General features: G+C 51.9%; 18 protein-coding genes. 15 read left to right on the forward strand and 3 right to left on the reverse strand.

Going from position 1 to position 22,798, the window contains the following annotated elements; translation table 11 throughout:
• Positions 1–76 precede the first annotated feature (76 nt).
• The 3 genes from hrpA (at position 77) to aldA (ending at position 6,495) form a co-directional block, all read left to right on the forward strand.
• The gene (gene hrpA / locus OGV93_RS18435) at positions 77–3,979 is read left to right on the forward strand and encodes an ATP-dependent RNA helicase HrpA (RefSeq protein ID WP_287109930.1); all 3,903 of its coding nucleotides are present in this window, start codon (positions 77–79) and stop codon (positions 3,977–3,979) included.
• A gap of 85 nt (positions 3,980–4,064) precedes the next feature.
• On the forward strand, positions 4,065–4,856 hold the full coding sequence (locus tag OGV93_RS18440) for a YdcF family protein (RefSeq protein WP_047417340.1): 792 nt from the start codon (positions 4,065–4,067) through the stop codon (positions 4,854–4,856).
• Positions 4,857–5,055: 199 nt separating this feature from the next.
• Positions 5,056–6,495 (forward strand): aldehyde dehydrogenase, encoded by a 1,440-nt coding sequence (aldA, locus tag OGV93_RS18445; protein ID WP_016153178.1) that lies wholly within the window; start codon positions 5,056–5,058, stop codon positions 6,493–6,495.
• A 40-nt stretch (positions 6,496–6,535) separates the two neighbouring features.
• Here the strand turns inward: aldA and OGV93_RS18450 are convergent, their stop codons facing one another.
• Positions 6,536–7,462, reverse strand: a complete 927-nt coding sequence (locus OGV93_RS18450) for an alpha/beta hydrolase (RefSeq protein WP_049282409.1) — start codon at positions 7,460–7,462, stop codon at positions 6,536–6,538.
• A gap of 240 nt (positions 7,463–7,702) precedes the next feature.
• On the opposite strand from OGV93_RS18450, the gene cybB reads away from it, so the two are divergent.
• The 7 genes from cybB to OGV93_RS18485 all read left to right on the forward strand — a co-directional run bounded on the left by cybB (position 7,703) and on the right by OGV93_RS18485 (position 15,297).
• Positions 7,703–8,233 carry a cytochrome b561 gene (cybB, locus tag OGV93_RS18455; RefSeq protein WP_019076843.1) on the forward strand — a complete coding sequence of 177 codons (531 nt, stop codon included), beginning with the start codon at positions 7,703–7,705 and terminating at the stop codon, positions 8,231–8,233.
• Between the two features lie 171 nt (positions 8,234–8,404).
• On the forward strand, positions 8,405–8,824 hold the full coding sequence (locus tag OGV93_RS18460) for a translesion error-prone DNA polymerase V autoproteolytic subunit (protein ID WP_016153176.1): 420 nt from the start codon (positions 8,405–8,407) through the stop codon (positions 8,822–8,824).
• A 2-nt stretch (positions 8,825–8,826) separates the two neighbouring features.
• A complete protein-coding gene (locus OGV93_RS18465) occupies positions 8,827–10,095 on the forward strand; it encodes a Y-family DNA polymerase (protein WP_029139549.1) in 1,269 nt (422 codons plus the stop codon).
• A 278-nt stretch (positions 10,096–10,373) separates the two neighbouring features.
• Entirely contained in the window at positions 10,374–11,675 is a 1,302-nt protein-coding gene (locus tag OGV93_RS18470) for an AppA family phytase/histidine-type acid phosphatase (RefSeq protein WP_287109932.1), read from the forward strand.
• 337 nt (positions 11,676–12,012) lie between these two features.
• On the forward strand, positions 12,013–12,288 hold the full coding sequence (locus tag OGV93_RS18475) for a metal/formaldehyde-sensitive transcriptional repressor (protein WP_003833178.1): 276 nt from the start codon (positions 12,013–12,015) through the stop codon (positions 12,286–12,288).
• A 32-nt stretch (positions 12,289–12,320) separates the two neighbouring features.
• Entirely contained in the window at positions 12,321–13,439 is a 1,119-nt protein-coding gene (locus OGV93_RS18480) for an S-(hydroxymethyl)glutathione dehydrogenase/class III alcohol dehydrogenase (RefSeq protein ID WP_016153173.1), read from the forward strand.
• A gap of 169 nt (positions 13,440–13,608) precedes the next feature.
• Entirely contained in the window at positions 13,609–15,297 is a 1,689-nt protein-coding gene (locus tag OGV93_RS18485) for a methyl-accepting chemotaxis protein (protein WP_053389635.1), read from the forward strand.
• 45 nt (positions 15,298–15,342) lie between these two features.
• Here the strand turns inward: OGV93_RS18485 and OGV93_RS18490 are convergent, their stop codons facing one another.
• Positions 15,343–16,266 (reverse strand): LysR substrate-binding domain-containing protein, encoded by a 924-nt coding sequence (locus OGV93_RS18490; RefSeq protein WP_287109934.1) that lies wholly within the window; start codon positions 16,264–16,266, stop codon positions 15,343–15,345.
• Between the two features lie 230 nt (positions 16,267–16,496).
• Between OGV93_RS18490 and OGV93_RS18495 the strand changes: the two genes are divergently transcribed.
• The 5 genes from OGV93_RS18495 (at position 16,497) to rimL (ending at position 21,752) form a co-directional block, all read left to right on the forward strand.
• On the forward strand, positions 16,497–17,399 hold the full coding sequence (locus tag OGV93_RS18495) for a manganese-dependent inorganic pyrophosphatase (protein WP_287109936.1): 903 nt from the start codon (positions 16,497–16,499) through the stop codon (positions 17,397–17,399).
• A gap of 120 nt (positions 17,400–17,519) precedes the next feature.
• Positions 17,520–18,863 carry a 2-oxoadipate dioxygenase/decarboxylase HglS gene (gene hglS / locus OGV93_RS18500; protein ID WP_287109938.1) on the forward strand — a complete coding sequence of 448 codons (1,344 nt, stop codon included), beginning with the start codon at positions 17,520–17,522 and terminating at the stop codon, positions 18,861–18,863.
• A gap of 193 nt (positions 18,864–19,056) precedes the next feature.
• Positions 19,057–20,712, forward strand: coding sequence for a glucan biosynthesis protein D (locus OGV93_RS18505; RefSeq protein WP_029139548.1), 1,656 nt, complete (start codon positions 19,057–19,059; stop codon positions 20,710–20,712).
• Between the two features lie 167 nt (positions 20,713–20,879).
• A complete protein-coding gene (locus tag OGV93_RS18510; protein WP_003833168.1) occupies positions 20,880–21,104 on the forward strand; it encodes an HP1242/YdcH family protein in 225 nt (74 codons plus the stop codon).
• Positions 21,105–21,206: 102 nt separating this feature from the next.
• Positions 21,207–21,752, forward strand: coding sequence for a 50S ribosomal protein L7/L12-serine acetyltransferase (rimL, locus tag OGV93_RS18515; protein WP_016156595.1), 546 nt, complete (start codon positions 21,207–21,209; stop codon positions 21,750–21,752).
• Here rimL and ydcK read toward each other — a convergent pair.
• On the reverse strand, positions 21,744–22,724 hold the full coding sequence (gene ydcK, locus OGV93_RS18520; RefSeq protein ID WP_200012129.1) for a YdcK family protein: 981 nt from the start codon (positions 22,722–22,724) through the stop codon (positions 21,744–21,746). The two genes, rimL and ydcK, sit on opposite strands and share 9 nt — an antisense overlap.
• Between the last annotated feature and the right edge of the window lie 74 nt (positions 22,725–22,798).

Here is a 22,798-nt window from a genome sequence, read left to right on the forward strand (position 1 = left end):
GAAAAGCGCTGATGTGGTACTCTATACCTATCATCTAAAAGAGATTTAACCCGGCAGAGCACTGCCTTTTAACGCTATGACAGAACAACAAAAATTAACCTTCAACATGTTGCAGCAACAGCTGGATTCACTGATGCTGCGTGACAGACAGCGTTTTGCCCGCCGCCTGCATGGCGTGAAGAAGGTTAAAAATCCTGATGCACAACAGGCCATTTACCAGGAGATGGCAAAAGAGATTGATCACGCTGCAGGTAAAGTTGTGCTGCGTGAAGCCGCGCGTCCGGTCATCAGCTACCCGGAAAACCTGCCCGTCAGTCAGAAAAAACAGGATATTCTGGAAGCGATCCGCGATAACCAGGTGGTGATTGTCGCTGGGGAAACGGGATCAGGGAAAACCACTCAGTTACCCAAAATCTGTATGGAGCTCGGGCGCGGGGTAAAAGGGCTGATCGGCCATACCCAGCCGCGTCGTCTGGCGGCGCGTACCGTGGCGAACCGTATTGCAGAAGAGCTGCAAACCGAGCCGGGCGGTTGTATCGGTTATAAAGTCCGTTTTAGCGATCATGTCAGCGACAACACCATGGTTAAGCTGATGACGGACGGTATCCTGCTGGCGGAAATCCAGCAGGATCGGCTGCTGATGCAGTACGACACCATCATCATCGATGAAGCGCATGAGCGCAGCCTGAATATCGATTTTCTGCTCGGTTATCTGAAAGAGCTCCTGCCGCGCCGTCCGGATCTAAAGATTATCATCACTTCGGCGACCATCGATCCGGAGCGTTTTTCAAAGCATTTCAATAATGCACCGATTATCGAAGTCTCTGGTCGAACCTATCCGGTGGAAGTTCGCTATCGTCCAATTGTTGAAGACGCAGATGACACCGAGCGTGACCAATTGCAGGCAATTTTTGATGCCGTAGATGAGTTAGGCCGTGAAAGTCAGGGCGACATTTTGATCTTCATGAGCGGCGAGCGCGAAATCCGCGATACCGCCGATGCGCTGAATAAGCTGGATTTGCGCCATACCGAAGTGCTACCGCTTTATGCGCGTCTTTCCAACAGCGAGCAGAACCGTGTGTTCCAGTCGCACAGCGGTCGCCGTATCGTGCTGGCGACCAACGTGGCGGAAACCTCGCTGACCGTTCCGGGGATCAAGTATGTGATTGATCCGGGTACTGCGCGTATCAGCCGTTACAGTTACCGCACCAAAGTTCAGCGCTTGCCGATTGAACCGGTGTCGCAGGCCTCTGCCAACCAGCGTAAAGGCCGTTGCGGTCGTGTTTCGGAGGGGATCTGTATTCGTCTGTATTCCGAAGACGATTTCCTGTCGCGCCCGGAGTTTACCGACCCGGAGATCCTGCGTACCAACCTGGCGTCCGTTATTTTGCAGATGACCGCCTTGGGGCTGGGCGATATCGCGGCGTTTCCGTTTGTTGAAGCGCCGGATAAACGTAACATTCAGGACGGTGTACGCCTGCTCGAAGAACTGGGGGCGATAACCACCGACGAACAGACAACCGCTTACAAACTGACGCCATTGGGCCGTCAGCTCTCGCAACTGCCGGTGGATCCACGCCTGGCTCGCATGGTGCTGGAAGCGCAAAAACATGGCTGCGTACGTGAGGCGATGATTATCACCTCGGCGCTGTCTATTCAGGATCCGCGCGAGCGCCCGATGGACAAGCAGCAGGCCTCCGACGAGAAGCATCGCCGTTTCCACGACAAAGAGTCTGATTTCCTCGCATTTGTGAATCTGTGGAACTATCTCGGCGAGCAGCAGAAAGCGCTGTCGTCAAACCAGTTCCGTCGTCAGTGCAAACTTGATTTTCTGAACTACCTGCGCGTGCGTGAATGGCAGGATATCTACACGCAACTGCGTCAGGTGGTGAAAGAGTTAGGGATTCCTGTTAACAGCGAACCCGCTGAATACAGAGAGATCCACGTCGCGTTGCTGACCGGTTTACTGTCACATTTCGGGATGAAAGATGCCGATAAACAGGAATTTACCGGGGCGCGTAACGCTCGCTTCTCGATCTTCCCAGGCTCTGGTCTATTTAAAAAACCGCCGAAGTGGACGATGGTAGCGGAGCTGGTGGAAACCAGCCGCCTGTGGGGACGTATTGCTGCACGCATCGATCCTGAGTGGGTCGAACCGGTTGCCCAGCATCTGATCAAACGTTCATACAGTGAACCGCACTGGGAACGTGCGCAGGGCGCGGTGATGGCAACAGAAAAGGTTACCGTCTACGGTTTACCTATTGTTGCAGCCCGTAAGGTGAACTACAGCCAGATCGATCCCGCGTTGTCGCGTGAACTGTTCATCCGCCATGCGCTGGTGGAGGGCGACTGGCAAACGCGCCATGCGTTTTTCCGTGACAATTTGAAGTTACGCGCTGAGGTGGAAGAGTTAGAGCACAAATCGCGCCGTCGCGACATTCTGGTTGATGATGAGACGCTATTTGAGTTTTACGACCAACGCATCAGCCATGATGTAGTCTCCGCGCGTCACTTTGACAGCTGGTGGAAAAAGATCAGCCGTGAAACGCCGGATCTGCTCAACTTTGAAAAGAGCATGCTCATCAAAGAGGGCGCGGAAAAAATCAGTAAGCTGGATTACCCGAACTTCTGGCATCAGGGCAATCTCAAACTACGGTTAAGTTACCAGTTCGAACCCGGGGCCGATGCGGACGGTGTGACCGTACATATTCCGCTCCCGCTACTCAATCAGATCGAAGAGAGCGGTTTTGAATGGCAAATTCCGGGGCTGCGCCGTGAACTGGTTATCGCCCTGATTAAGTCTCTGCCGAAACCGGTACGACGCAACTTTGTGCCCGCGCCGAACTATGCGGAAGCGTTTTTAGGCCGCGTCACGCCGCTGGAACTGCCGCTGCTGGACTCGCTGGAGCGTGAACTGCGCCGCATGACCGGCGTGACCGTTGACCGTGAAGACTGGCATTGGGATCAGGTGCCCGATCACCTAAAAATCACCTTCCGGGTAGTGGATGATAAGAACAAAAAGCTGCAGGAAGGACGTTCGCTGCAGGATCTGAAAGACACACTGAAGGGTAAAGTTCAGGAAACATTGTCTGCGGTGGCGGATGACGGTATCGAACAGAGCGGGTTGCACATCTGGAGCTTCGGTCAGCTTCCGGAGAGTTACGAGCAAAAACGCGGTAACTATAAGGTAAAAGCCTGGCCAGCGCTGGTGGATGAGCGTGACAGCGTTGCCATCAAACTGTTTGATAACCCGCTGGAGCAACAGCAGGCGATGTGGTGCGGTTTACGCCGCCTGTTGTTACTGAATATTCCTTCACCAATCAAATATTTGCATGAGAAACTGCCCAACAAAGCCAAGCTGGGGCTGTATTTTAACCCGTACGGTAAAGTGCTGGATTTGATTGACGACTGTATATCCTGTGGTGTGGATCAACTGATCGACGCCAACGGTGGTCCGGTGTGGACCGAAGAAGGCTTTGCGGCGCTGCATGAAAAAGTGCGGGCTGAACTGAACGATACGGTGGTGGATATTGCTAAGCAGGTCGAACAGATCCTGACTGCGGTGTTTAATATCAACAAACGTCTGAAAGGGCGCGTGGATATGACCATGGCGCTGGGGCTTGCGGATATCAAATCGCAGATGGGCGGGCTGGTGTACCGTGGATTTGTTACCGGCAATGGTTTCAAGCGTCTGGGCGATACGCTGCGTTATTTGCAGGCTATCGAAAAGCGTCTGGAAAAACTGGCTATCGACCCGCATCGTGACCGTGCGCAGATGCTGAAAGTGGATAGCGTGCAGCAGGCCTGGCAGCAGTGGTTCAATAAACTGCCTCCCGCGCGCCGTGAAGATGACGATGTCAAAGAGATCCGCTGGATGATAGAAGAGCTGCGCGTCAGCTATTTTGCCCAGCAGCTTGGTACGCCGTATCCGATTTCCGATAAACGTATTTTGCAGGCGATGGAGCAGATTTCGGGATAAATCGGTACCAGACAGCATACCGGGTAAGGTGACGTCACCGCCCGGTATGCAACCCGATAAAGTATTAAGATCAGGAGTCATGAGTATGAGCCAGTTTCCGACACTTTCCGCAACCACGCTTGCGGCGATCAATACCGTAGGGCGATGGTTGGCGCAGAATGATTTTACGGGGAATATCACCGTTCAGTCAGATTGCGTGATTCTGGCAGGGAACGCGGTTATTCCGACCATCGACGCCGCCTGCCGGATCGCGAAAGAGCAACAGGTTCCCTTGTTGATTAGCGGTGGCATCGGTCACTCCACACGATTTCTGTATGACGCGATTGCAGAGCATCCTCGTTACAACATCATTCGTACCACCGGGCGCGCGGAAGCGGCGATCCTTGCCGATATCGCACATCAGTTCTGGCAAATCCCAGGTGAGAAGATTTGGGTGGAAGACCAGTCAACAAACTGCGGTGAGAATGCCCGTTTTAGCTGTGCATTATTGAATCAGGCGACGGAAAGTATTCATACCGTCATTGTGGTACAGGATCCCACTATGCAACGTCGCACGATGGCAACCTTTCAGCGTGTAACCCGCGATGAGCCGCATGCGCCGCGCTGGTTGAGTTTCCCTGGATTCATCCCTGAGCTGGCCCAACAGCAAGACGGCGTGGATTTTGTGCCAGCAGCAGAAGGTTTGTGGTCAGTGGATCGCTATCTGTCTCTCATAACCGGTGAACTTCCTCGCCTGCGTGATGATGCCACCGGTTATGGGCCGTGCGGCCGCGATTTTATCGCCCATGTTGATATTCCTCAGAACGTTGAGCAAGCCTGGCAGCAGTTGCAAAATGACATCGTGCTGACTGACTTACTGGAGAGCCGCTCTCTGTAATTCCTGTTGCCCGTTTGTCGGCGTTTTGCGGCAAACGGGCAAAAATCACACCTGTTTTTTCCCTTCATCATCACTTTGCCAGACGCTTTTATGAAGCCGCTCACAGAACAGCCACTCCAGCCATAATACGACCTGCATGATTGATATTAATTAACAATAGTTTTACTTGTTAAAAACAAATCAATCACAGGAGAGCCGCATGTCAGTACCCGTACAACATCCTATGTATATCGATGGGCAGTTTGTGACCTGGCACGATGATGCCTGGATTGATGTCGTCAATCCTGCCACGGAAGAGGTGATCTCGCGTATTCCCGATGGACGTGCCGAGGATGCGTGTAAAGCGATCGATGCTGCACAGCGCGCTCAGCCGCAATGGGAAGCGCTGCCCGCCATTGAACGGGCGAACTGGTTACGCAAAATTTCTGCGGGTATCCGTCAGCGAGCCAGTGAAATCAGCGCCCTGATTGTGGCGGAGGGTGGAAAAATACAGCAACTGGCTGAGGTCGAAGTCTCGTTTACCGCCGACTATATCGATTATATGGCGGAGTGGGCGCGTCGCTATGAAGGCGAGATCCTGCAAAGCGATCGTCCGGGCGAGAATATTCTGCTGTTTAAGCGCGCTTTGGGCGTGACTACGGGCATTCTGCCGTGGAACTTTCCATTTTTCCTGATTGCCCGCAAACTGGCTCCCGCACTGTTGACGGGTAATACCATTGTCATTAAGCCGAGTGAATTTACACCGAATAACGCCATCGCCTTTGCCAAAATTGTTGATGATATTGGCTTGCCACGCGGCGTATTTAATCTGGTGCTGGGACGTGGTGAAACGGTCGGTCAGGCGCTGGCCGCAAACCCGAAGGTGGCCATGGTGAGCATGACCGGTAGCGTCGGGGCGGGTGAGAAAATTATGGCTGCGGCGGCTAAAAATATCACCAAAGTTTGTCTGGAGTTGGGCGGCAAGGCCCCGGCTATCGTGATGGATGATGCCGATCTTGAACTGGCCGTAAAGGCAATTGTTGACTCGCGGGTGATCAACACCGGACAGGTATGCAACTGTGCCGAGCGCGTGTACGTTCAGAAAGGTATTTATGACCAATTCGTCAATCGTCTGGGCGAGGCGATGAAAGCCGTGCAGTTTGGCAATCCGGCTGAGCGCAATGATATTGCAATGGGGCCGCTGATTAACGCCGCTGCGCTGGAGCGTGTAGAGCAGAAAGTTGCACGAGCGGTGCAGGAAGGCGCCAGAGTGGTGCTGGGCGGTAAGGCCGTTTCCGGCAAAGGGTATTACTATCCACCGACGTTACTGTTAGACGTGCGCCAGGAGATGGCGATTATGCACGAGGAGACGTTTGGTCCGGTGCTACCGGTGGTAGCGTTTGATACGCTGGAACAGGCGCTGACGATGGCCAATGACAGCGATTACGGTCTGACCTCATCGATCTATACGCAGAATCTGAATACGGCGATGAAAGCGATTAAAGGGCTGAAGTTTGGCGAAACCTATATTAATCGTGAAAACTTCGAGGCGATGCAGGGCTTTCATGCTGGCTGGCGCAAGTCCGGGATTGGCGGAGCTGACGGTAAACACGGTCTGAACGAATATCTGCAAACGCAGGTGGTGTATCTGCAGTCCTAAGTTTTCGCCGGGTGAGCCTGTACGCCACCCGGCGCAATTCTCACACTTTGCTGGCGATCCAGTTCATCATCAATTCCGGCCAGATGGCCAGCGGCAATCCCTGCGCATCGCGAATACCAAATCCGTGCTTACCGCGTTCAAACAGATGCATTTCGACCGAAACCCCTGGCCTACGTAGCGCATTAAAGAAGACCAGGCTGTTTTCCACCTTCACCGCCGGATCGTCAATGGCGTGTAGCAAGAACGTCGGCGGCGTTGTGTTATCCACTCGCTCTTCAAGAGAATAGCGCTGCAGGTCTTCCTTTTCGGGCGTTGCGCCAACCAGCTCAAGGCGAGAGCCTGGGTGACCGATATCTTCGCGCAGGGTGATCACTGGGTACACCAGCGCCATAAAAGCAGGGCGCGCAGATTGTTCGTCTATGCTATCAATCGGCGTATAAACCGATTCGTCAAACCGGGTTCCCAGACTGGCGGCCACGTGTCCCCCGGAGGAGAAGCCCAACACGCCGATACGGTCAGGGTTGATTTTCCATTCATGCGCGTTGGCGCGAATGTAGCGCATGGCGCGTTGGGCATCGGCCAGCGGCGCATTTGCGCCTTCCTCGTGACCATCGCCCGGCATGCGGTAGGTCATCACAAACAGGGTATAACCGTGAGCGTTAAAGAACGGTGCCAGTGCGCTGCCTTCTTTATCCATCACCACGCGACGATAAGAGCCGCCAGGGGTAACAAGGATCCCTGTGCCGTTAGGTTTTGCAGGGGCGTAAACGGTAATTTCTGGTGCACGAATGCCGGTTACCGCACGATCATAAGCAGACGTTCCGGTATGCCGGGGTTCAGGCGTGAATACCGCATCGCTGTTTTTTGCTCCGGGGGCTTCACCCTGCGGCCAGCATGAGAAGGTGGCCGCGTGGGCAACGGCTTGCTCCATCATGTTTTCTAACGCTTCACGACTCAGTGCTTCCATTACTATGCTCCCTCAGTGGCAAAGGTTAGCTATAACATAGTTAATGAATTGAAAACGGGGAGAGACTCACGACGTATTGAATTCGCGGGAAATGAAAGACGGTGGAGGCGAATCTCCGCCGGAAGGCGAGAGCCTGATAAATTTATCCCGCGTACGAATAAGCCGGGGGAGCAAAAGTTAATGAATTTTTAACAAAAGCCCGTTATGGTGACGCATTATTGTTTTTATTCAGGAAGTGTTATGGGGAATAAGTATTCTGGCCTGCAAATTGGCATTCACTGGCTGGTCTTTTTGTTGGTCATTGTGGCCTACAGCGCTATGGAGTTTCGCGGATTTTTCCCGCGCAGCTATCGTCCCTTATTTAACATGGTGCACGTATCCTGTGGCATCACTATTTTAACGCTGATGGTGGCGCGTCTGCTGGTCAGGCTAAAATATCCGGCACCGCCGATTGTGCCAAAACCGAAGCCGATGATGACCGGAATGGCGCATCTGGGGCATCTGGTTATCTATCTGCTGTTTATTGTTCTGCCGATTATTGGGCTGGTGATGATGTACAACCGGGGTAACCCGTGGATTGCATTCGGCATTGTTATGCCGCATGCGGCAGAGGCCAATTTTGATGTAGTGGATATGCTGAAGTCCTGGCACGTGACGCTGGCAAATCTGGGCTATTTTGTTATTGCTCTGCATGCCGCTGCCGCCCTGATGCACCACTATTTCTGGAAGGACAATACGCTGCTGCGCATGATGCCGCGAAAACGCTCCTGATGTAATGCCCCGCAAATGCGGGGTATTTTTTTAGCCGATTATTTTTCCAGACATCATAAAAACTTACCGGCAAGATGGTTAAACAACGTCCAGTTCATCACACTCGCTACTTGATTGCTGCTCTTATTAAAACTACTGTATATAAATACAGTAAATGAGAGGCAGATTATTATGTTGTTTTTCCAGCCTGCGGAACGCCGCGAAATTAAACACTTTCCGTTATTTAGCGATCTTGTGCCCTGCGGTTTTCCATCTCCTGCGCAGGACTACGTTGAGAAACGTATCGACCTCAATGACCTGCTGGTACGGCATCCCAGCGCAACCTATTTTGTTAAATCATCTGGCGACTCCATGAGGGGGGCAGGGATCGGCGAGGGCGATTTACTGATTGTCGACAGCGCCAGAAAACCTGCCCATGGAGACATCGTTATTGCCGCCGTTGAGGGCGAATTCACCGTTAAACGCCTGCAATTACATCCGGTTGTGATGCTGAAGCCAGAGAACAGCGCCTACGCGCCGATCATGATTAGCAGCGAGGACACGCTGGATATATTTGGCGTGGTGACATTTATCATTAAAGCTGCGGGCTGATGATGTTTGCACTGGTGGATGTTAACGCGTTTTATGCCAGCTGTGAGTCGGCATTCCGGCCTGATCTGAAAGGGAAGCCCGTTGTCGTTCTTTCAAATAACGATGGCTGCGTTATTGCCAGTAGCGTAGAGGCAAAGGCGCTTGGCGTTAATATGGGCGCTCCGTACTTCAAACAGAAAGATCTGTTCAGGCGCTATGGCGTGTTCTGTTTTAGTTCGAACTACGAACTGTATGCGGATATGAGCAGCAGGGTGATGTCGATTCTGGAGGAGTTGTCGCCACGCGTGGAGATATACAGTATTGATGAAGCCTTTTGTGATTTAACGGGCGTGCGAAACTGCAGGGATCTTACGGATTTTGGTCAGGAAATCAGAGCAACCATTTTGCAGAAAACACGTCTCACGGTTGGGGTCGGCATCGCTCAGACCAAAACCCTGGCCAAACTGGCGAACCATGCGGCTAAAAAGTGGCAGGAACAGACGGGCGGAGTCGTGGATCTCTCAAATATTGAACGCCAGCGTAAGCTGATGGCAGCACTCCCGGTTGATGAAGTCTGGGGCATCGGACGCCGTATCGGCAAAAAACTGGACGTCATGGGTATTAAAACGGTTCTCGACCTGGCGGATACCGATATTCGCTTCATTCGTAAACATTTCAGCGTCGTGCTTGAGCGAACCGTCCGGGAATTGCGTGGTGAACCTTGTCTGGCGCTGGAAGAGTTTGCGCCGGATAAGCAGGAAATTATCTGCTCAAGATCGTTTGGTGAAAAACTCACGGATTACAACGCCATGAGAGAGGCCATTTGCACCTATGCTTCACGTGCTGCGGAAAAGCTGCGCAGAGAACACCAGTACTGCCGGTTTATTTCTACGTTTATCAAAACCAGTCCGTTTGCCCTGAATGAACCTTATTACGGTAACAGCGCATCGATAAAACTGCTGACGCCAACTCAGGATAGCCGGGACATTATTACAGCAGCCACGCGCAGCCTGGACGCCGTTTGGCGAGAGGGGCTACGTTATCAAAAAGCGGGCGTTATGCTGGGGGATTTTTTTAGCTCTGGCGTTGCACAGCTGAATCTTTTTGATAATAACGCCCCGCGGCGTAACAGCGATAAATTGATGGACCTACTGGATACTCTTAATGCTGAAAAGGGGAAAGGAACGCTCTACTTTGCCGGGCAAGGGATACAGCAGCCGTGGGCGATGAAGCGAGACATGCTTTCACCACGTTATACAACGAGATACAGTGATTTGCTGCGGGTAAATTGATAGTCAAACAAGGCTTACGCCCACCTTATTTATACCGGATCAATTATCCTTTCAATGACAGGACGTTGTAAAGTGCCAACGATTCCATAACCTTGGATACCTTTCCAGCGCGGCTAAATTAGCGCTCCTTTAATACTTCGATAAGATACAAAGTTGATATTCAAAAAGTTGGATTGTTGTGAACTCAGGAGTAGGATTATTTCTATCTGATAGAACCAGTTATCGAACTGGCTTATACGAGTTGTTTGTTTTTCACTTACGAAAAGGTGGTGCTGGTAATGAGTACATTCATCATTCGTTTATTATTTTTTTCTCTCTTATGCGGTTCTTTCTCAATACGTGCTGAAGAGCAGAACGGTATGAAACTTGAGCGGGTTGTGATAGTGAGTCGTCATGGAGTAAGAGCACCTACGAAGTTCACTCCAATAATGAAAGATGTCACACCCGACCAATGGCCACAATGGGATGTGCCGTTAGGATGGCTAACGCCTCGTGGGGGAGAACTTGTTTCTGAATTAGGTCAGTATCAACGTTTATGGTTCACAAGCAAAGGTCTGTTGAATAATCAAACGTGCCCATCTCCAGGGCAGGTTGCTGTTATTGCAGACACGGATCAACGCACCCGTAAAACGGGTGAGGCGTTTCTGGCTGGGTTAGCACCAAAATGTCAAATTCAAGTGCATTATCAGAAGGATGAAGAAAAAAATGATCCTCTTTTTAATCCGGTAAAAATGGGGAAATGTTCGTTTAACACATTGAAGGTTAAAAACGCTATTCTGGAACGGGCCGGAGGAAATATTGAACTGTATACCCAACGCTATCAATCTTCATTTCGGACCCTGGAAAATGTTTTAAATTTCTCACAATCGGAGACATGTAAGACTACAGAGAAGTCTACGAAATGCACATTACCAGAGGCTTTACCGTCTGAACTTAAGGTAACTCCTGACAACGTATCATTACCTGGTGCCTGGAGTCTTTCTTCCACGCTGACTGAGATATTTCTGTTGCAAGAGGCCCAGGGAATGCCACAGGTAGCCTGGGGGCGTATTACGGGAGAAAAAGAATGGAGAGATTTGTTAAATCTGCATAACGCTCAGTTTGATCTTTTGCAAAGAACTCCAGAAGTTGCCCGTAGTAGAGCCACACCATTACTCGATATGATAGACACTGCATTATTGACAAATGGTACAACAGAAAACAGGTATGGCATAAAATTACCCGTATCTCTGTTGTTTATTGCTGGTCATGATACCAATCTTGCAAATTTAAGCGGGGCTTTAGATCTTAACTGGTCGCTGCCCGGTCAACCCGATAATACCCCTCCTGGTGGGGAGCTTGTATTCGAAAAGTGGAAAAGAACCAGTGATAATACTGATTGGATTCAGGTTTCATTTGTTTATCAGACGCTGAGAGATATGAGGGATATACAACCGTTGTCGTTAGAAAAACCTGCCGGCAAAGTTGATTTAAAATTAATTGCATGTGAAGAGAAAAATAGTCAGGGAATGTGTTCGTTAAAAAGTTTTTCCAGGCTCATTAAGGAAATTCGCGTGCCAGAGTGTGCAGTTACGGAATAAGTAACTAATTACTATATATAGCGTATTAAAAAATAGAAACCCCCGGTTTGTAGTCGGGGGTATTCGTATTGTTCATAATTACATGAGTCTTCAACTGACTGTTCTTTGCGAGTGACAAACCAGTTACGCTGCTCCAGAAAAAATCCGGACTGTTCAGCGATGCAGAATACATCGAAAAGCGCTCGGTGTTGCGGCTCTAAAACTGCTTAACACGGTGATATGCCCACATATGTCTAAATGTGCTGTTTGTGCAACTCATTAAAGAGTAACAAGTTATTTATTTTACAATTAGTTAAAAATACTGATAGTATACCCCCCTATAGTATTTGGAGGGCGTATGCCGCATTCACCCGAAGATAAAAAACGCATTCTCACCCGTGTACGCCGTATTCGCGGTCAGGTTGATGCGCTTGAGCGCGCGCTGGAGTCCGGCGAGCCGTGTTTGGCTATCCTGCAACAAATTGCCGCCGTGCGCGGCGCATCCAATGGCCTGATGGGCGAAATGGTTGAGATCCACCTGAAAGACGAACTGGTCAGCGGGGAAACAACCCCAGACCAGCGTGCCGTGCGCATGGCTGAAATCGGCCATCTTCTGCGTGCTTATCTAAAATAACACCATCACCTCGCAATAATGGGAAGAGACAAATGAAATCACGTGCAGCAGTTGCATTCGGCCCCGGCCAACCGTTAAAAATTGTCGAAATCGATGTCGCACCGCCAAAGAAAGGTGAAGTGCTGGTTAAAATTACCCACACAGGCGTGTGCCATACTGATGCTTTTACGCTCTCAGGCGACGATCCGGAAGGGGTTTTCCCGGCGGTGCTCGGCCATGAAGGTGGCGGCATTGTGGTTGAAGTGGGTGAAGGCGTTACCAGCCTGAAACCGGGCGATCATGTGATCCCGCTATACACCGCAGAATGTGGCGAGTGTAAGTTCTGTAAATCGGGTAAAACTAACCTGTGTCAGGCCGTACGTGCGACCCAGGGCAAAGGTCTGATGCCGGATGGCACAACCCGTTTCTCGTATAACGGCGAGCCGATTTATCACTATATGGGCACCAGCACCTTCAGCGAATACACCGTTTGCGCGGAGATCTCTCTGGCGAAGGTTAACCCGCAGGCTCCGCTGGACAAAGTGTGTCTGCTGGGGTGTGGCGTGACCACCGGTATCGGAGCGGTCCATAACACCGCAAAAGTGAAAGAAGGCGATACCGTCGCCGTATTTGGTCTGGGCGGTATTGGCCTGGCGGTGATTCAGGGCGCGGCGCAGGCGAAAGCCGGGCGTATTCTGGCCGTTGATACCAATCCGGAAAAATTTACGCTGGCAGGTGAAATGGGCGCGACCGATTTCATCAATCCGAAGGATTACGACAAACCGATTCAGGATGTGATTGTCGAGCTTACCGATGGCGGCGTGGACTTTAGTTTCGAATGTATCGGTAACGTTAACGTGATGCGCGCGGCGCTGGAATGCTGCCATAAAGGATGGGGCGAAAGCATCATTATTGGCGTGGCAGGAGCCGGACAAGAGATCAAAACACGTCCGTTCCAGTTAGTTACCGGGCGTGTCTGGCGCGGTTCCGCGTTTGGCGGCGTGAAGGGGCGTACTCAGCTTCCTGGTATGGTTGAAGATGCGATGAGCGGGAAAATTCAGTTGGATCCGTTTATTACCCACCGTTTACCGCTGGAGCAGATTAACGACGCGTTCGATTTAATGCATCAGGGTAAATCCATCCGTACCGTTATCCACTTTGGTGATAACTGATTCATTGGCCAGCGGATTTCTCCGCTGGCACTTTCCTGAATTTTTTAGAATTATGTTGTGAAAGTGTGACGAATCCGGCGCTTTTCACGGTAAGTAAACTTCCCGGATTGCCGATGACTATCTAACGGGCGTGTTTTCACGCATAAACCCTACAAGAGAGTCGACGGTCATGGACAACACTACATCGATGCAAGCCCAGCATAAACTGGGCTTTCTGCATCAAATCCGGCTGGTTCCGCTGTTTTCCTCCATTCTCGGTGGCATCCTTCTGCTGTTCGCCTTAAGTTCCGGGCTGGCAAGCTATTTTCTTATGCAGGCCGATCGCGATCAGCGCGACGTAACCGATGAGATTCAGGTCAGGATGGGGTTATCTAACAGCTCTAACCACTTGCGTACCGCGCGTATCAACATGATCCACGCCGGCGCGGCGAGCCGTATTGCCGAAATGGATGACATGAAGGCCAATATCGCCGAGGCAGAAAAACGGATTAAGCAATCGCAGGACGGTTTCAATGCTTATATGTCACGCGCGGTAAAAACGTCTGCCGATGAAGCGTTAGACGCTGAACTGAGCGCCAGCTTCAAAGCCTATACCGACGGCTTACAGCCGATGCTGAAGTACGCTAAAAACGGCATGTTTGAAGCGATCATCAACCATGAAAATGAACAGGCCAGACCGCTGGACTCTGCGTACAACAAGGTGCTGTTAAAGGCGATCGACATTCGTACCACCAGGGCGAATCAGTTAAGCGAACAGGCGCATCAGCGTACACAGCTTGGTATGGCTTTTATGCTGGGCGCATTCGTTCTTGCGCTGGCGCTGACCGTGATGACGTTCATTGTTCTGCGTCGTACCGTCATTCATCCTCTGTTGCGTGCCGCCCAGCGTATTGAGCAAATTTCAGCGGGGGATCTCACCATGCCGGAGGAACCGACCGGGCGCAGCGAAATTGGTCGCCTGAGCCGCCATCTGCAAACAATGCAACGTTCGCTGGGGAAAACGGTAGGCACGGTGCGTCAGGGCGCGGAAGAGATTTATCGCGGTACCAGTGAGATTTCGGCGGGGAACACCGATCTGTCTTCACGTACCGAACAACAGGCTGCGGCGATTGAACAAACGGCGGCCAGCATGGAAGAGTTGACGGCGACGGTGAAGCAAAACGCCGACAACGCGCATCATGCGAGCAAGCTGGCAGAAGATGCCTCCGGTAAGGCCAGTCGGGGCGGTCAGATGGTTTCTGGCGTGGTCAAAACCATGGGCAATATCTCAACGAGTTCGAAGAAAATCTCCGAAATCACAGCCGTTATTAACAGCATTGCTTTCCAGACCAATATTCTGGCGCTGAACGCAGCGGTTGAAGCGGCGCGAGCAGGAGAGCAGGGCCGTGGGTTTGCCGTGGTTGCCAGTGAGGTGCGCACGCTGGCAAGCCGCAGCGCTCAGGCGGCAAAAGAGATTGAAGGATTGATCAGCGAATCAGTCCGACTGATTGACCAGGGCTCCGGAGAAGTGGTCGCAGCGGGCAATACGATGACGGATATTGTCGATGCGGTAAGACGCGTCACCGACATTATGCTGGAAATTGCAGCGGCCTCTGATGAGCAGAGCCGGGGTATCGTCCAGGTGAGTCAGGCAATTTCAGAAATGGATAAGGTAACGCAGCAAAATGCCTCGCTGGTTGAAGAAGCCTCTGCCGCTGCGGCATCGCTGGAAGAGCAGGCGGCGCGCTTAACGGAAGCTGTTGGCACATTCCGTTTAACAGGGACAAGTGCTATTAAACGCGCGCCTGTGACGACAAAGCCTGACCATTCACGCCCGCAGGCGGCAACTGCCAGTGGCGATAACTGGGAAACGTTTTAACAATAAAATCAATTAAGGGACCTGATGGTCCCTTAATTTTTGGCATCAAAACGGTACAGTTTTGCGTATTGCGGCGATCAGGATCTGCGCGGCCTGAGAGAGTTGCACATCGACACGGGTAAGAATGCCGATGGGTTCACCCGCACCGTGGGTGGGTATCGGCAACGACACCAGCGTCGCCTGGCGTAAATCTTCTCTAACCGCGCCTGAAGGGACAAACCACACATAGTCGTAATCGACCGTCAGTTGGCGGGAGAGCGATGCTGAAAGCGTTTCAATACAGCCCGGCGGCATTTTGCAGCCCTGACTTTGCAACAACGCCTCTGCGTGCTGGCGAGGGGCGGTTCCTTTTGGTGAAACCACCGCCGGCCACTCCATCACCCGACTCAGCGTGATGGTTTCCTGCAACAACGGGTGGTTAGGGCGCACGACCAGTTTGAGCGATTCCAGAAATAGCAGCTCGTAGTTCAGACCAACCATCAATTCCGGATCGGCCATACGGCCAATGCCGAGATCAATTTCCCCTGACTTTAAACCCGCCAGGATCATGGGATTGCTCATAGTGGCAACCTGCAGCGTGGTCTCCATTTGCTGCTTATGGAACGGGCCAATGACCGCCGGCAGAATGCCAAGGGCCGCGGTGGGTAAGGCGCCAATCCGTACGACATCCGTCTGTGACTCTTCGCGCTGGTTTAAGGCTTGTCCGGCGGTGTTGAGCGCATCCAGCACTCTGACTGCGTGGGTAAGAAACTGTTCTCCGGGCAGCGTTAATTGTGCGCCAAGGCGACCACGCTCAAAGAGCCGGGTACCGGTCAGTTGCTCCAGTTCATTCAGCGTTTTGGAGAGGGCTGGTTGGCTCAGGTTAAGGGTCTCAGCCGCGCGGCCCAACGTTCCCTGCTGTGCAACGGCGACAAAAGTATGAAGGTGGCGCAAGCGAATGCGCTGATTGAACAGAACATTTTTTTCCATAAGCGATGTTAAAAACAGAGTCGTATCGGTGACAAGTGAAGTTGTTCGATTTTGATAACTTGATAGCAAAATATTATTAACATTTATCCTATTTTACTTACAACTGATTTATTTTGCTTATGTTTTGTACAGCGTCACCGGGTGGTGGGATCATGGAAGAGAATCCGTCCAGTCGATATACTTTCGTTATTGTTTGCTTTTGAACCATTCTCTTCACAAGGTACTGATTAATGATAGATGTAATAGGGCACCTTAACCCCGATAGCGATGCCATTTGTACCGCCGCCATGACGGCGCGTTGGCTTACTTTACGTGGCCAGCAGGCGACGGCATGGCGTCTGGGCGAACCTAACCGCGAAACGCAATTTATCTTTGAGCATGCGGGACTGACGATGCCTGAACGGCTGACGTTTGAACTGACCGATCGTGATGTGTGGCTGGTCGATTTCACGGAGCCTGCCCAGGGGCCGGCATCGCTGGCAGAAAGTAACGTCGTGGGAATTATCGATCATCACCGACTCGGTGGATTAGTCACTCGTCTGCCACCTGAAGTATGGGTGAAGCCAGTCGGCAGTAGCGCGACGCTGTTATGGCAACTGATGACGGAAGAGGAGCGCGGCCAGTTGTCTGCCGCTGAGGCCGTTTTATTGCTGGGTGCCGTATTGAGTGACACTGTCACGCTTCGTTCGCCAACGACCACCTCTGACGATCGCCTGGCGGTGGAGGCCCTGGCCCAAAAAACCGGTGTGGATCTCGAGGCGTTTAGTCGCGACCTGCTGTCTGCTAAAACAAGCGTGGAAGGCATGAGCGCTCGCGAGCTTCTGCAGAAAGACATTAAAACCTTCACCATTCATGGACATTCTGTTTGTGTGGCGCAGCTTGAACTGTATGCGCTGCAACAGGTGGATGCGGTGCTGGACGATCTCCGTCTGGAAATGGCGCGCTATGCAGAGGAAAAGAATGCCGCGCTGGTTGTACTGATGCTCACCGATATCAATCTGGGCGACACCAGCCTGTGGTTTACCGGTACAGCGCTGTCAGACATCCCGCAGCCCTGTAAGGTGGAGGGGATGCTCAGCCGTAAAAAACAGATGTTGCCCTGGCTGGAAAGTCATTTAAAACCACGCCAGTAGGTTCTGTTCACCGTCTGTAGGGGTGGGAAATTTACGCGGGGTCACACTTTGTAAATTCTTCCCACCGGAGTCAGCGGCGTTTTCTACACTCCAGGTAATATTCACTGGAGGCATGACATTATGGCGAACACCATCACGGCAGATGAGATTCGGGAACAATTTTCGCAGGCAATGTCAGCAATGTACCAGCAGGAAGTCCCGCAATATGGCACGTTGCTGGAACTTGTCGCTGATGTGAATCTGGCGGTACTGGAAAATAATCCTACGCTGCATGAAAAACTGGCGAATGCAGATGAGCTGGCCCGGCTAAACGTTGAGCGCCACGGCGCCATTCGGGTGGGCACTGCGCAGGAGCTTTCTACGCTACGCCGGATGTTTGCCATTATGGGCATGTATCCGGTGAGTTATTACGATCTCTCCCAGGCCGGTGTTCCCGTGCATTCCACCGCGTTTCGTCCCATTGACGATGCGTCGCTTTCGCGCAACCCGTTTCGGGTATTCACCTCGTTATTGCGGCTCGAATTAATCGAAAACGCCGCGCTACGGCAAAAAGCCGCGGAGATCCTCGCGAAACGCGATATTTTCACCCGTCGTTGTCACGAACTGCTGGATGAGTTTGATGTGCAGGGCAGTTTTACGCCTGAGCAGGCGCAGGAGTTTGTGCAAGAAGCGCTGGAAACTTTCCGCTGGCATCAGCATACCACGGTCGATGAGGCGACCTATCACGCATTGCACAATGAGCACCGGCTGATTGCTGATGTGGTGTGTTTCCCTGGGTGTCATATTAACCATCTGACGCCGCGTACGCTGGATATCGACCGGGTTCAGTCGATGATGCCGGAGTGCGGCATTGAACCCAAAATACTGATTGAAGGGCCACCGCGCCGCGAGGTGCCCATTTTATTGCGTCAGACCAGTTTTAAAGCGCTGGAAGAGCCGGTGTTATTTGCCGGTGAAATGCGTGGCACTCACACGGCGCGTTTTGGTGAAATCGAACAGCGCGGCGTGGCCCTGACGCCGAAAGGCAGAGCGTTGTACGACGAATTGCTGAATAAAGCGGGAACGGGAAAAGACAACCTGACGCATCAGCTGCATTTGCAGGAGGTGTTCAAAGCATTCCCGGACAGCGAATTTCTGCTGCGCCAGCAGGGGCTTGCCTGGTTCCGCTACCGGCTGACGCCGTCGGGCGAGGCGCATCGACAGGCGATTCGCCCGGACGACGACCCGCAACCGCTCATTGAGCGGGGCTGGCTGGTTGCTCAGCCCATTACCTACGAAGATTTTTTACCGGTGAGCGCCGCGGGGATTTTCCAGTCTAATTTGGGGAATGAAACTCAGGCCCGTAGCCACGGTAATTCCAGCCGCGACGCGTTCGAACAGGCGCTGGGTTGTGCGGTTTATGATGAGTTTGCGTTGTATCAGGAGGCGCAAGATCGCAGTAAACGGCGGTGTGGTTTACTTTAATTGAATTTACATGGGATTCGGTCTGTTCCCATCGACATAAAATATTTTCGATTTTGTACAGATAATCGGCGACCAACAATTGGATTATTAATGAATTTTGTCTAGAGTGAGCGGTCAGAAATGTGCACTCTCTTGCCGCTGATTATGGCCGGCGCGGGACCATTTACACGACCAGAAGGACTTACTTTCAGGCATGAATCGCAGACGATTTATTAAAGGTTCAATGGCAATGGCCGCCGTGTGCGGAACCAGTGGTATTGCATCACTCTTTTCCAGCGCCGCCTTTGCGGCAGAGTCTGACATTGCAGACGGAAAAACCGTACGTTTTGATTTTTCCGTTCTGCAATCGATGGCCCATGACTTAGCACAGAAGCCCTGGGGCGGCGCACCGCGCGCGTTACCTGACACGCTGGCCAAACTGACGCCGCAGGCCTACAACAGCATTCAATATGACGCAGAGCAGTCTCTGTGGAACAATGTTGAAAATCGTCAGCTTGATGCGCAGTTCTTCCACGTGGGAATGGGCTTCCGTCGCCGCGTACGCATGTTCTCGGTTGATGGCAGCACGCATATGGCGCGCGAAATCCACTTCCGTCCGGAACTGTTTAAATACAATGATGCGGGTGTGGATACCAAACAGCTGGAAGGGCAGACTGACCTCGGGTTCGCCGGGTTCCGCGTGTTTAAAGCGCCAGAATTAGCCCGTCGCGATATCGTTTCTTTCCTGGGCGCCAGCTATTTCCGCGCCGTGGATGACACCTATCAGTACGGTTTATCGGCCCGCGGTCTGGCGGTAGATACCTACACCGACAGCAAAGAAGAGTTTCCTGATTTCACCTCTTTCTGGTTCGAAACGGTCAAACCGGGCGCAACCTCCTTTACCGTGTATGCGCTTCTCGACAGCCCCAGCGTAACCGGTGCATTTAAGTTCGTGATCCACTGCGAGAAAACGCAGGTGATCATGGATGTACAAAACCACATCTATGCGCGCAAAGACATCAAGCAGCTCGGTATTGCTCCGATGACCAGCATGTTTAGCTGCGGCAACAACGAACGTCGGATGTGTGACACCATTCACCCGCAAATTCATGATTCCGACCGTCTGGCGATGTGGCGGGGCAATGGCGAGTGGATCTGCCGCCCGCTGAATAACCCGCAAAAACTGCAGTTCAACGCCTATACCGATAACAACCCGAAAGGGTTTGGCTTGCTGCAGCTCGATCGCGACTTCTCCCATTACCAGGATATCATGGGCTGGTACAACAAGCGTCCGAGCCTGTGGGTCGAACCGCGTAACCAGTGGGGCAAGGGGACTATCGGCCTGATGGAGATCCCGACGACCGGCGAAACGCTGGATAACGTCGTCTGCTTCTGGCAGCCTGAAAGGTCGATCAAAGCGGGCGATGATCTGGAATTCAAATATCGCCTGTACTGGAGTGCTCAGCCGCCGGTGCGTTCACCGCTGGCTCGCGTGATGGCGACCCGAACAGGCATGGGCGGCTTCCCGGAAGGATGGGCGCCGGGCGAGCACTACCCGGAAAAATGGGCGCGACGTTTTGCTGTTGATTTCGTCGGTGGCGATCTAAAAGCCGCAGCGCCGAAGGGTATTGAACCGGTGATTACGCTCTCCAGCGGTGAAGCGAAACAGATTGAGATCCTTTACGTGGAACCTATCGACGGTTATCGCATTCAGTTTGACTGGTATCCGACCTCTGACTCAACCGATCCGGTAGATATGCGTATGTTCCTGCGTTGTCAGGGCGACGCCATCAGTGAAACCTGGCTGTATCAGTACTTCCCGCCAGCGCCTGATAAACGTCAGTACGTTGACGACCGCGAGATGCGTTAATCACTCCCTTTACGGCTCTCCGAATGGGGAGCCGTATCTGTAATCCTCTTCACAACCATTCTGTACACTATTTACTCGATCCCGTTCGCATTTTTCTGTAAGTCAAGTGGGTACTCTGGATGTGTGTATTTCTTATACACGTTCTTTTCCACTAACAGGGAGAAAGTATGTTTCCAGAATACAGAGACCTTATTTCCCGACTGAAATCCGAGAACCCTCGCTTTCTGTCCTTATTCGAAAAACACAACAGCCTTGATCATGAGATCTCCAGACTGGAAGGTTCGGATGGTCGGGGGTATAGTTTGGACATTGTTCGCCTTAAGAAACAGAAACTCCACCTGAAGGAAGATCTGCTCAAAATATTGCAAAAAGAGAGTGTCAGTGAGAGCTAAGTAAAACGGCGCTTGCTGTGTAAAAGGGCTTCCAAAAGGGAGCCCTTCCTGTTTTTATTTGATGAGCAGGGTGGCCTGCTTAACCATCATAATGGAATGAAAATGTCAGAAGTGATTACCATCAATGACACGCTGGAACTGCGTGCCGTAGAAGAGCAACACGTCACGCCTCTGCATCAGTTGGTGCTTAAAAATAAAAGCTGGCTCCAGCAGTCGCTGAACTGGCCGCAGTTTGTTGCCTCTGAGGAGGACACCCGCAAGAATGTGCAGGGCAATATGATGTTGCACCAGCGCGGTTACGCCAAAATGTTCCTGATTTTTGCGCAAGAAAATGTGGTCGGGGTTATCTCGTTTAACCAGATAGAACCACTGAACAAAGCGGCTTATATCGGCTACTGGCTGGATGAGGAGCATCAGGGTAAAGGCATCATGTCCCAGGCGTTACAGGCCTTAATTCATCATTATGCGCAGCGTCAGGAGATTCGCCGCTTCGTGATTAAATGTCGCGTAGAAAACGTTGAGAGTAATCAGGTGGCGCTGCGTAATGGCTTCCAACTGGAAGGATGTATGCAACAGGCGGAATTCCTTAATGGTGATTACTATGATGTGAATCTCTACGCCCGCATCATTGATGGCTCTTCAGAATAAACCTGCGATAGGCGTGCGCGTAATGCGCTGTTCACCGTTAATCACTTTCGGTCCGCGTAGGTGAATGGTATCGCCATCAAACGCCTGGATATGCGCCTGACCGGTTATCTCAATGTGATGCTCGATCAGCACTTCGCCCAGCACACAGACGTGGCCTTCAATCAGGATGTGGTCGTCTAACTGGAGCGGTCCACCGCGTAATTGCGCATGACCGCCGACCAGCACGTGGTGTTTCAGCACGCAGTTACCTTCAACTACCGCGTGCTCCGCCACCTGCGAACTGTAGCGTAGGGTAGGTATGGCATCTTCTTCGCTCCCGGCGATGACGCGCGCATATCCATAGACTTTGGCGCAATCGCAAATCCAGACATTGTTCTCTTCATTACCTTCCACCTGTGCGAAATCAAAAACTTCCGCCCGATGTTCAATAAAGGCATAGTTGATTTTCGCATCGCCATAGATCTGCGCCTGATGCACCACTCGTGAGTGGCTGACAAAAGCCCGATCATAAATTTGCAGGAGCTGGTCGTTTTCACGGGTTAGCCCCCTGGCGGCGATGATTTCAGAGTCACACACCACGCGCGCATCACCAAAGACAAGGCACTCGCCGCGAACCACAGAACCCTGAATGGTGACGTTGTCACGTATTTGCGCGTTATGACTGATTTCAGCCCGGTCAATCCACACGTCATCGCAAATTTGCGCGCCATCTCTGACCACGCTTGCCTGAGTAATGCGGGCGTTTCCTGTAATCGTCGCGCCGGAAAATGCGAGCGCGTTTTCATCGTAAATCCAGCAATCACCGCTTTGTGACAGCACGCTTTCATTGTCGATCCAGCCACCGGGCGTGCCGGCCTGGACATCATTAAAATCAGTGAGCGCAATGATTTGGCGTAGTAATACGCTTTTTTTATTGCCATTATCCTGGTAACTAAAGGATCGAGACTCATCGCTGAGACGATATTTGGTCATAGCTCATTTCCATGTTGCGCACCTTAGTTAAACGTAGCAAAGTTTTCCGCACTGGCTAAATCAGCGGAAATTCC

This window comes from Citrobacter sp. Cb031, assembly GCF_030336725.1.
In the GTDB taxonomy this organism is placed as follows: domain Bacteria; phylum Pseudomonadota; class Gammaproteobacteria; order Enterobacterales; family Enterobacteriaceae; genus Citrobacter; species Citrobacter braakii.

Coding starts and splice junctions, on each gene's coding strand:
- hrpA (WP_287109930.1), top strand. CDS start 77: ATGACAGAACAACAAAAATTAACCTTCAACATGTTGCAGCAACAGCTG.
- OGV93_RS18440 (WP_047417340.1), top strand. CDS start 4,065: ATGAGCCAGTTTCCGACACTTTCCGCAACCACGCTTGCGGCGATCAAT.
- aldA (WP_016153178.1), top strand. CDS start 5,056: ATGTCAGTACCCGTACAACATCCTATGTATATCGATGGGCAGTTTGTG.
- OGV93_RS18450 (WP_049282409.1), bottom strand. CDS start 7,462: ATGGAAGCACTGAGTCGTGAAGCGTTAGAAAACATGATGGAGCAAGCC.
- cybB (WP_019076843.1), top strand. CDS start 7,703: ATGGGGAATAAGTATTCTGGCCTGCAAATTGGCATTCACTGGCTGGTC.
- OGV93_RS18460 (WP_016153176.1), top strand. CDS start 8,405: ATGTTGTTTTTCCAGCCTGCGGAACGCCGCGAAATTAAACACTTTCCG.
- OGV93_RS18465 (WP_029139549.1), top strand. CDS start 8,827: ATGTTTGCACTGGTGGATGTTAACGCGTTTTATGCCAGCTGTGAGTCG.
- OGV93_RS18470 (WP_287109932.1), top strand. CDS start 10,374: ATGAGTACATTCATCATTCGTTTATTATTTTTTTCTCTCTTATGCGGT.
- OGV93_RS18475 (WP_003833178.1), top strand. CDS start 12,013: ATGCCGCATTCACCCGAAGATAAAAAACGCATTCTCACCCGTGTACGC.
- OGV93_RS18480 (WP_016153173.1), top strand. CDS start 12,321: ATGAAATCACGTGCAGCAGTTGCATTCGGCCCCGGCCAACCGTTAAAA.
- OGV93_RS18485 (WP_053389635.1), top strand. CDS start 13,609: ATGGACAACACTACATCGATGCAAGCCCAGCATAAACTGGGCTTTCTG.
- OGV93_RS18490 (WP_287109934.1), bottom strand. CDS start 16,266: ATGGAAAAAAATGTTCTGTTCAATCAGCGCATTCGCTTGCGCCACCTT.
- OGV93_RS18495 (WP_287109936.1), top strand. CDS start 16,497: ATGATAGATGTAATAGGGCACCTTAACCCCGATAGCGATGCCATTTGT.
- hglS (WP_287109938.1), top strand. CDS start 17,520: ATGGCGAACACCATCACGGCAGATGAGATTCGGGAACAATTTTCGCAG.
- OGV93_RS18505 (WP_029139548.1), top strand. CDS start 19,057: ATGAATCGCAGACGATTTATTAAAGGTTCAATGGCAATGGCCGCCGTG.
- OGV93_RS18510 (WP_003833168.1), top strand. CDS start 20,880: ATGTTTCCAGAATACAGAGACCTTATTTCCCGACTGAAATCCGAGAAC.
- rimL (WP_016156595.1), top strand. CDS start 21,207: ATGTCAGAAGTGATTACCATCAATGACACGCTGGAACTGCGTGCCGTA.
- ydcK (WP_200012129.1), bottom strand. CDS start 22,724: ATGACCAAATATCGTCTCAGCGATGAGTCTCGATCCTTTAGTTACCAG.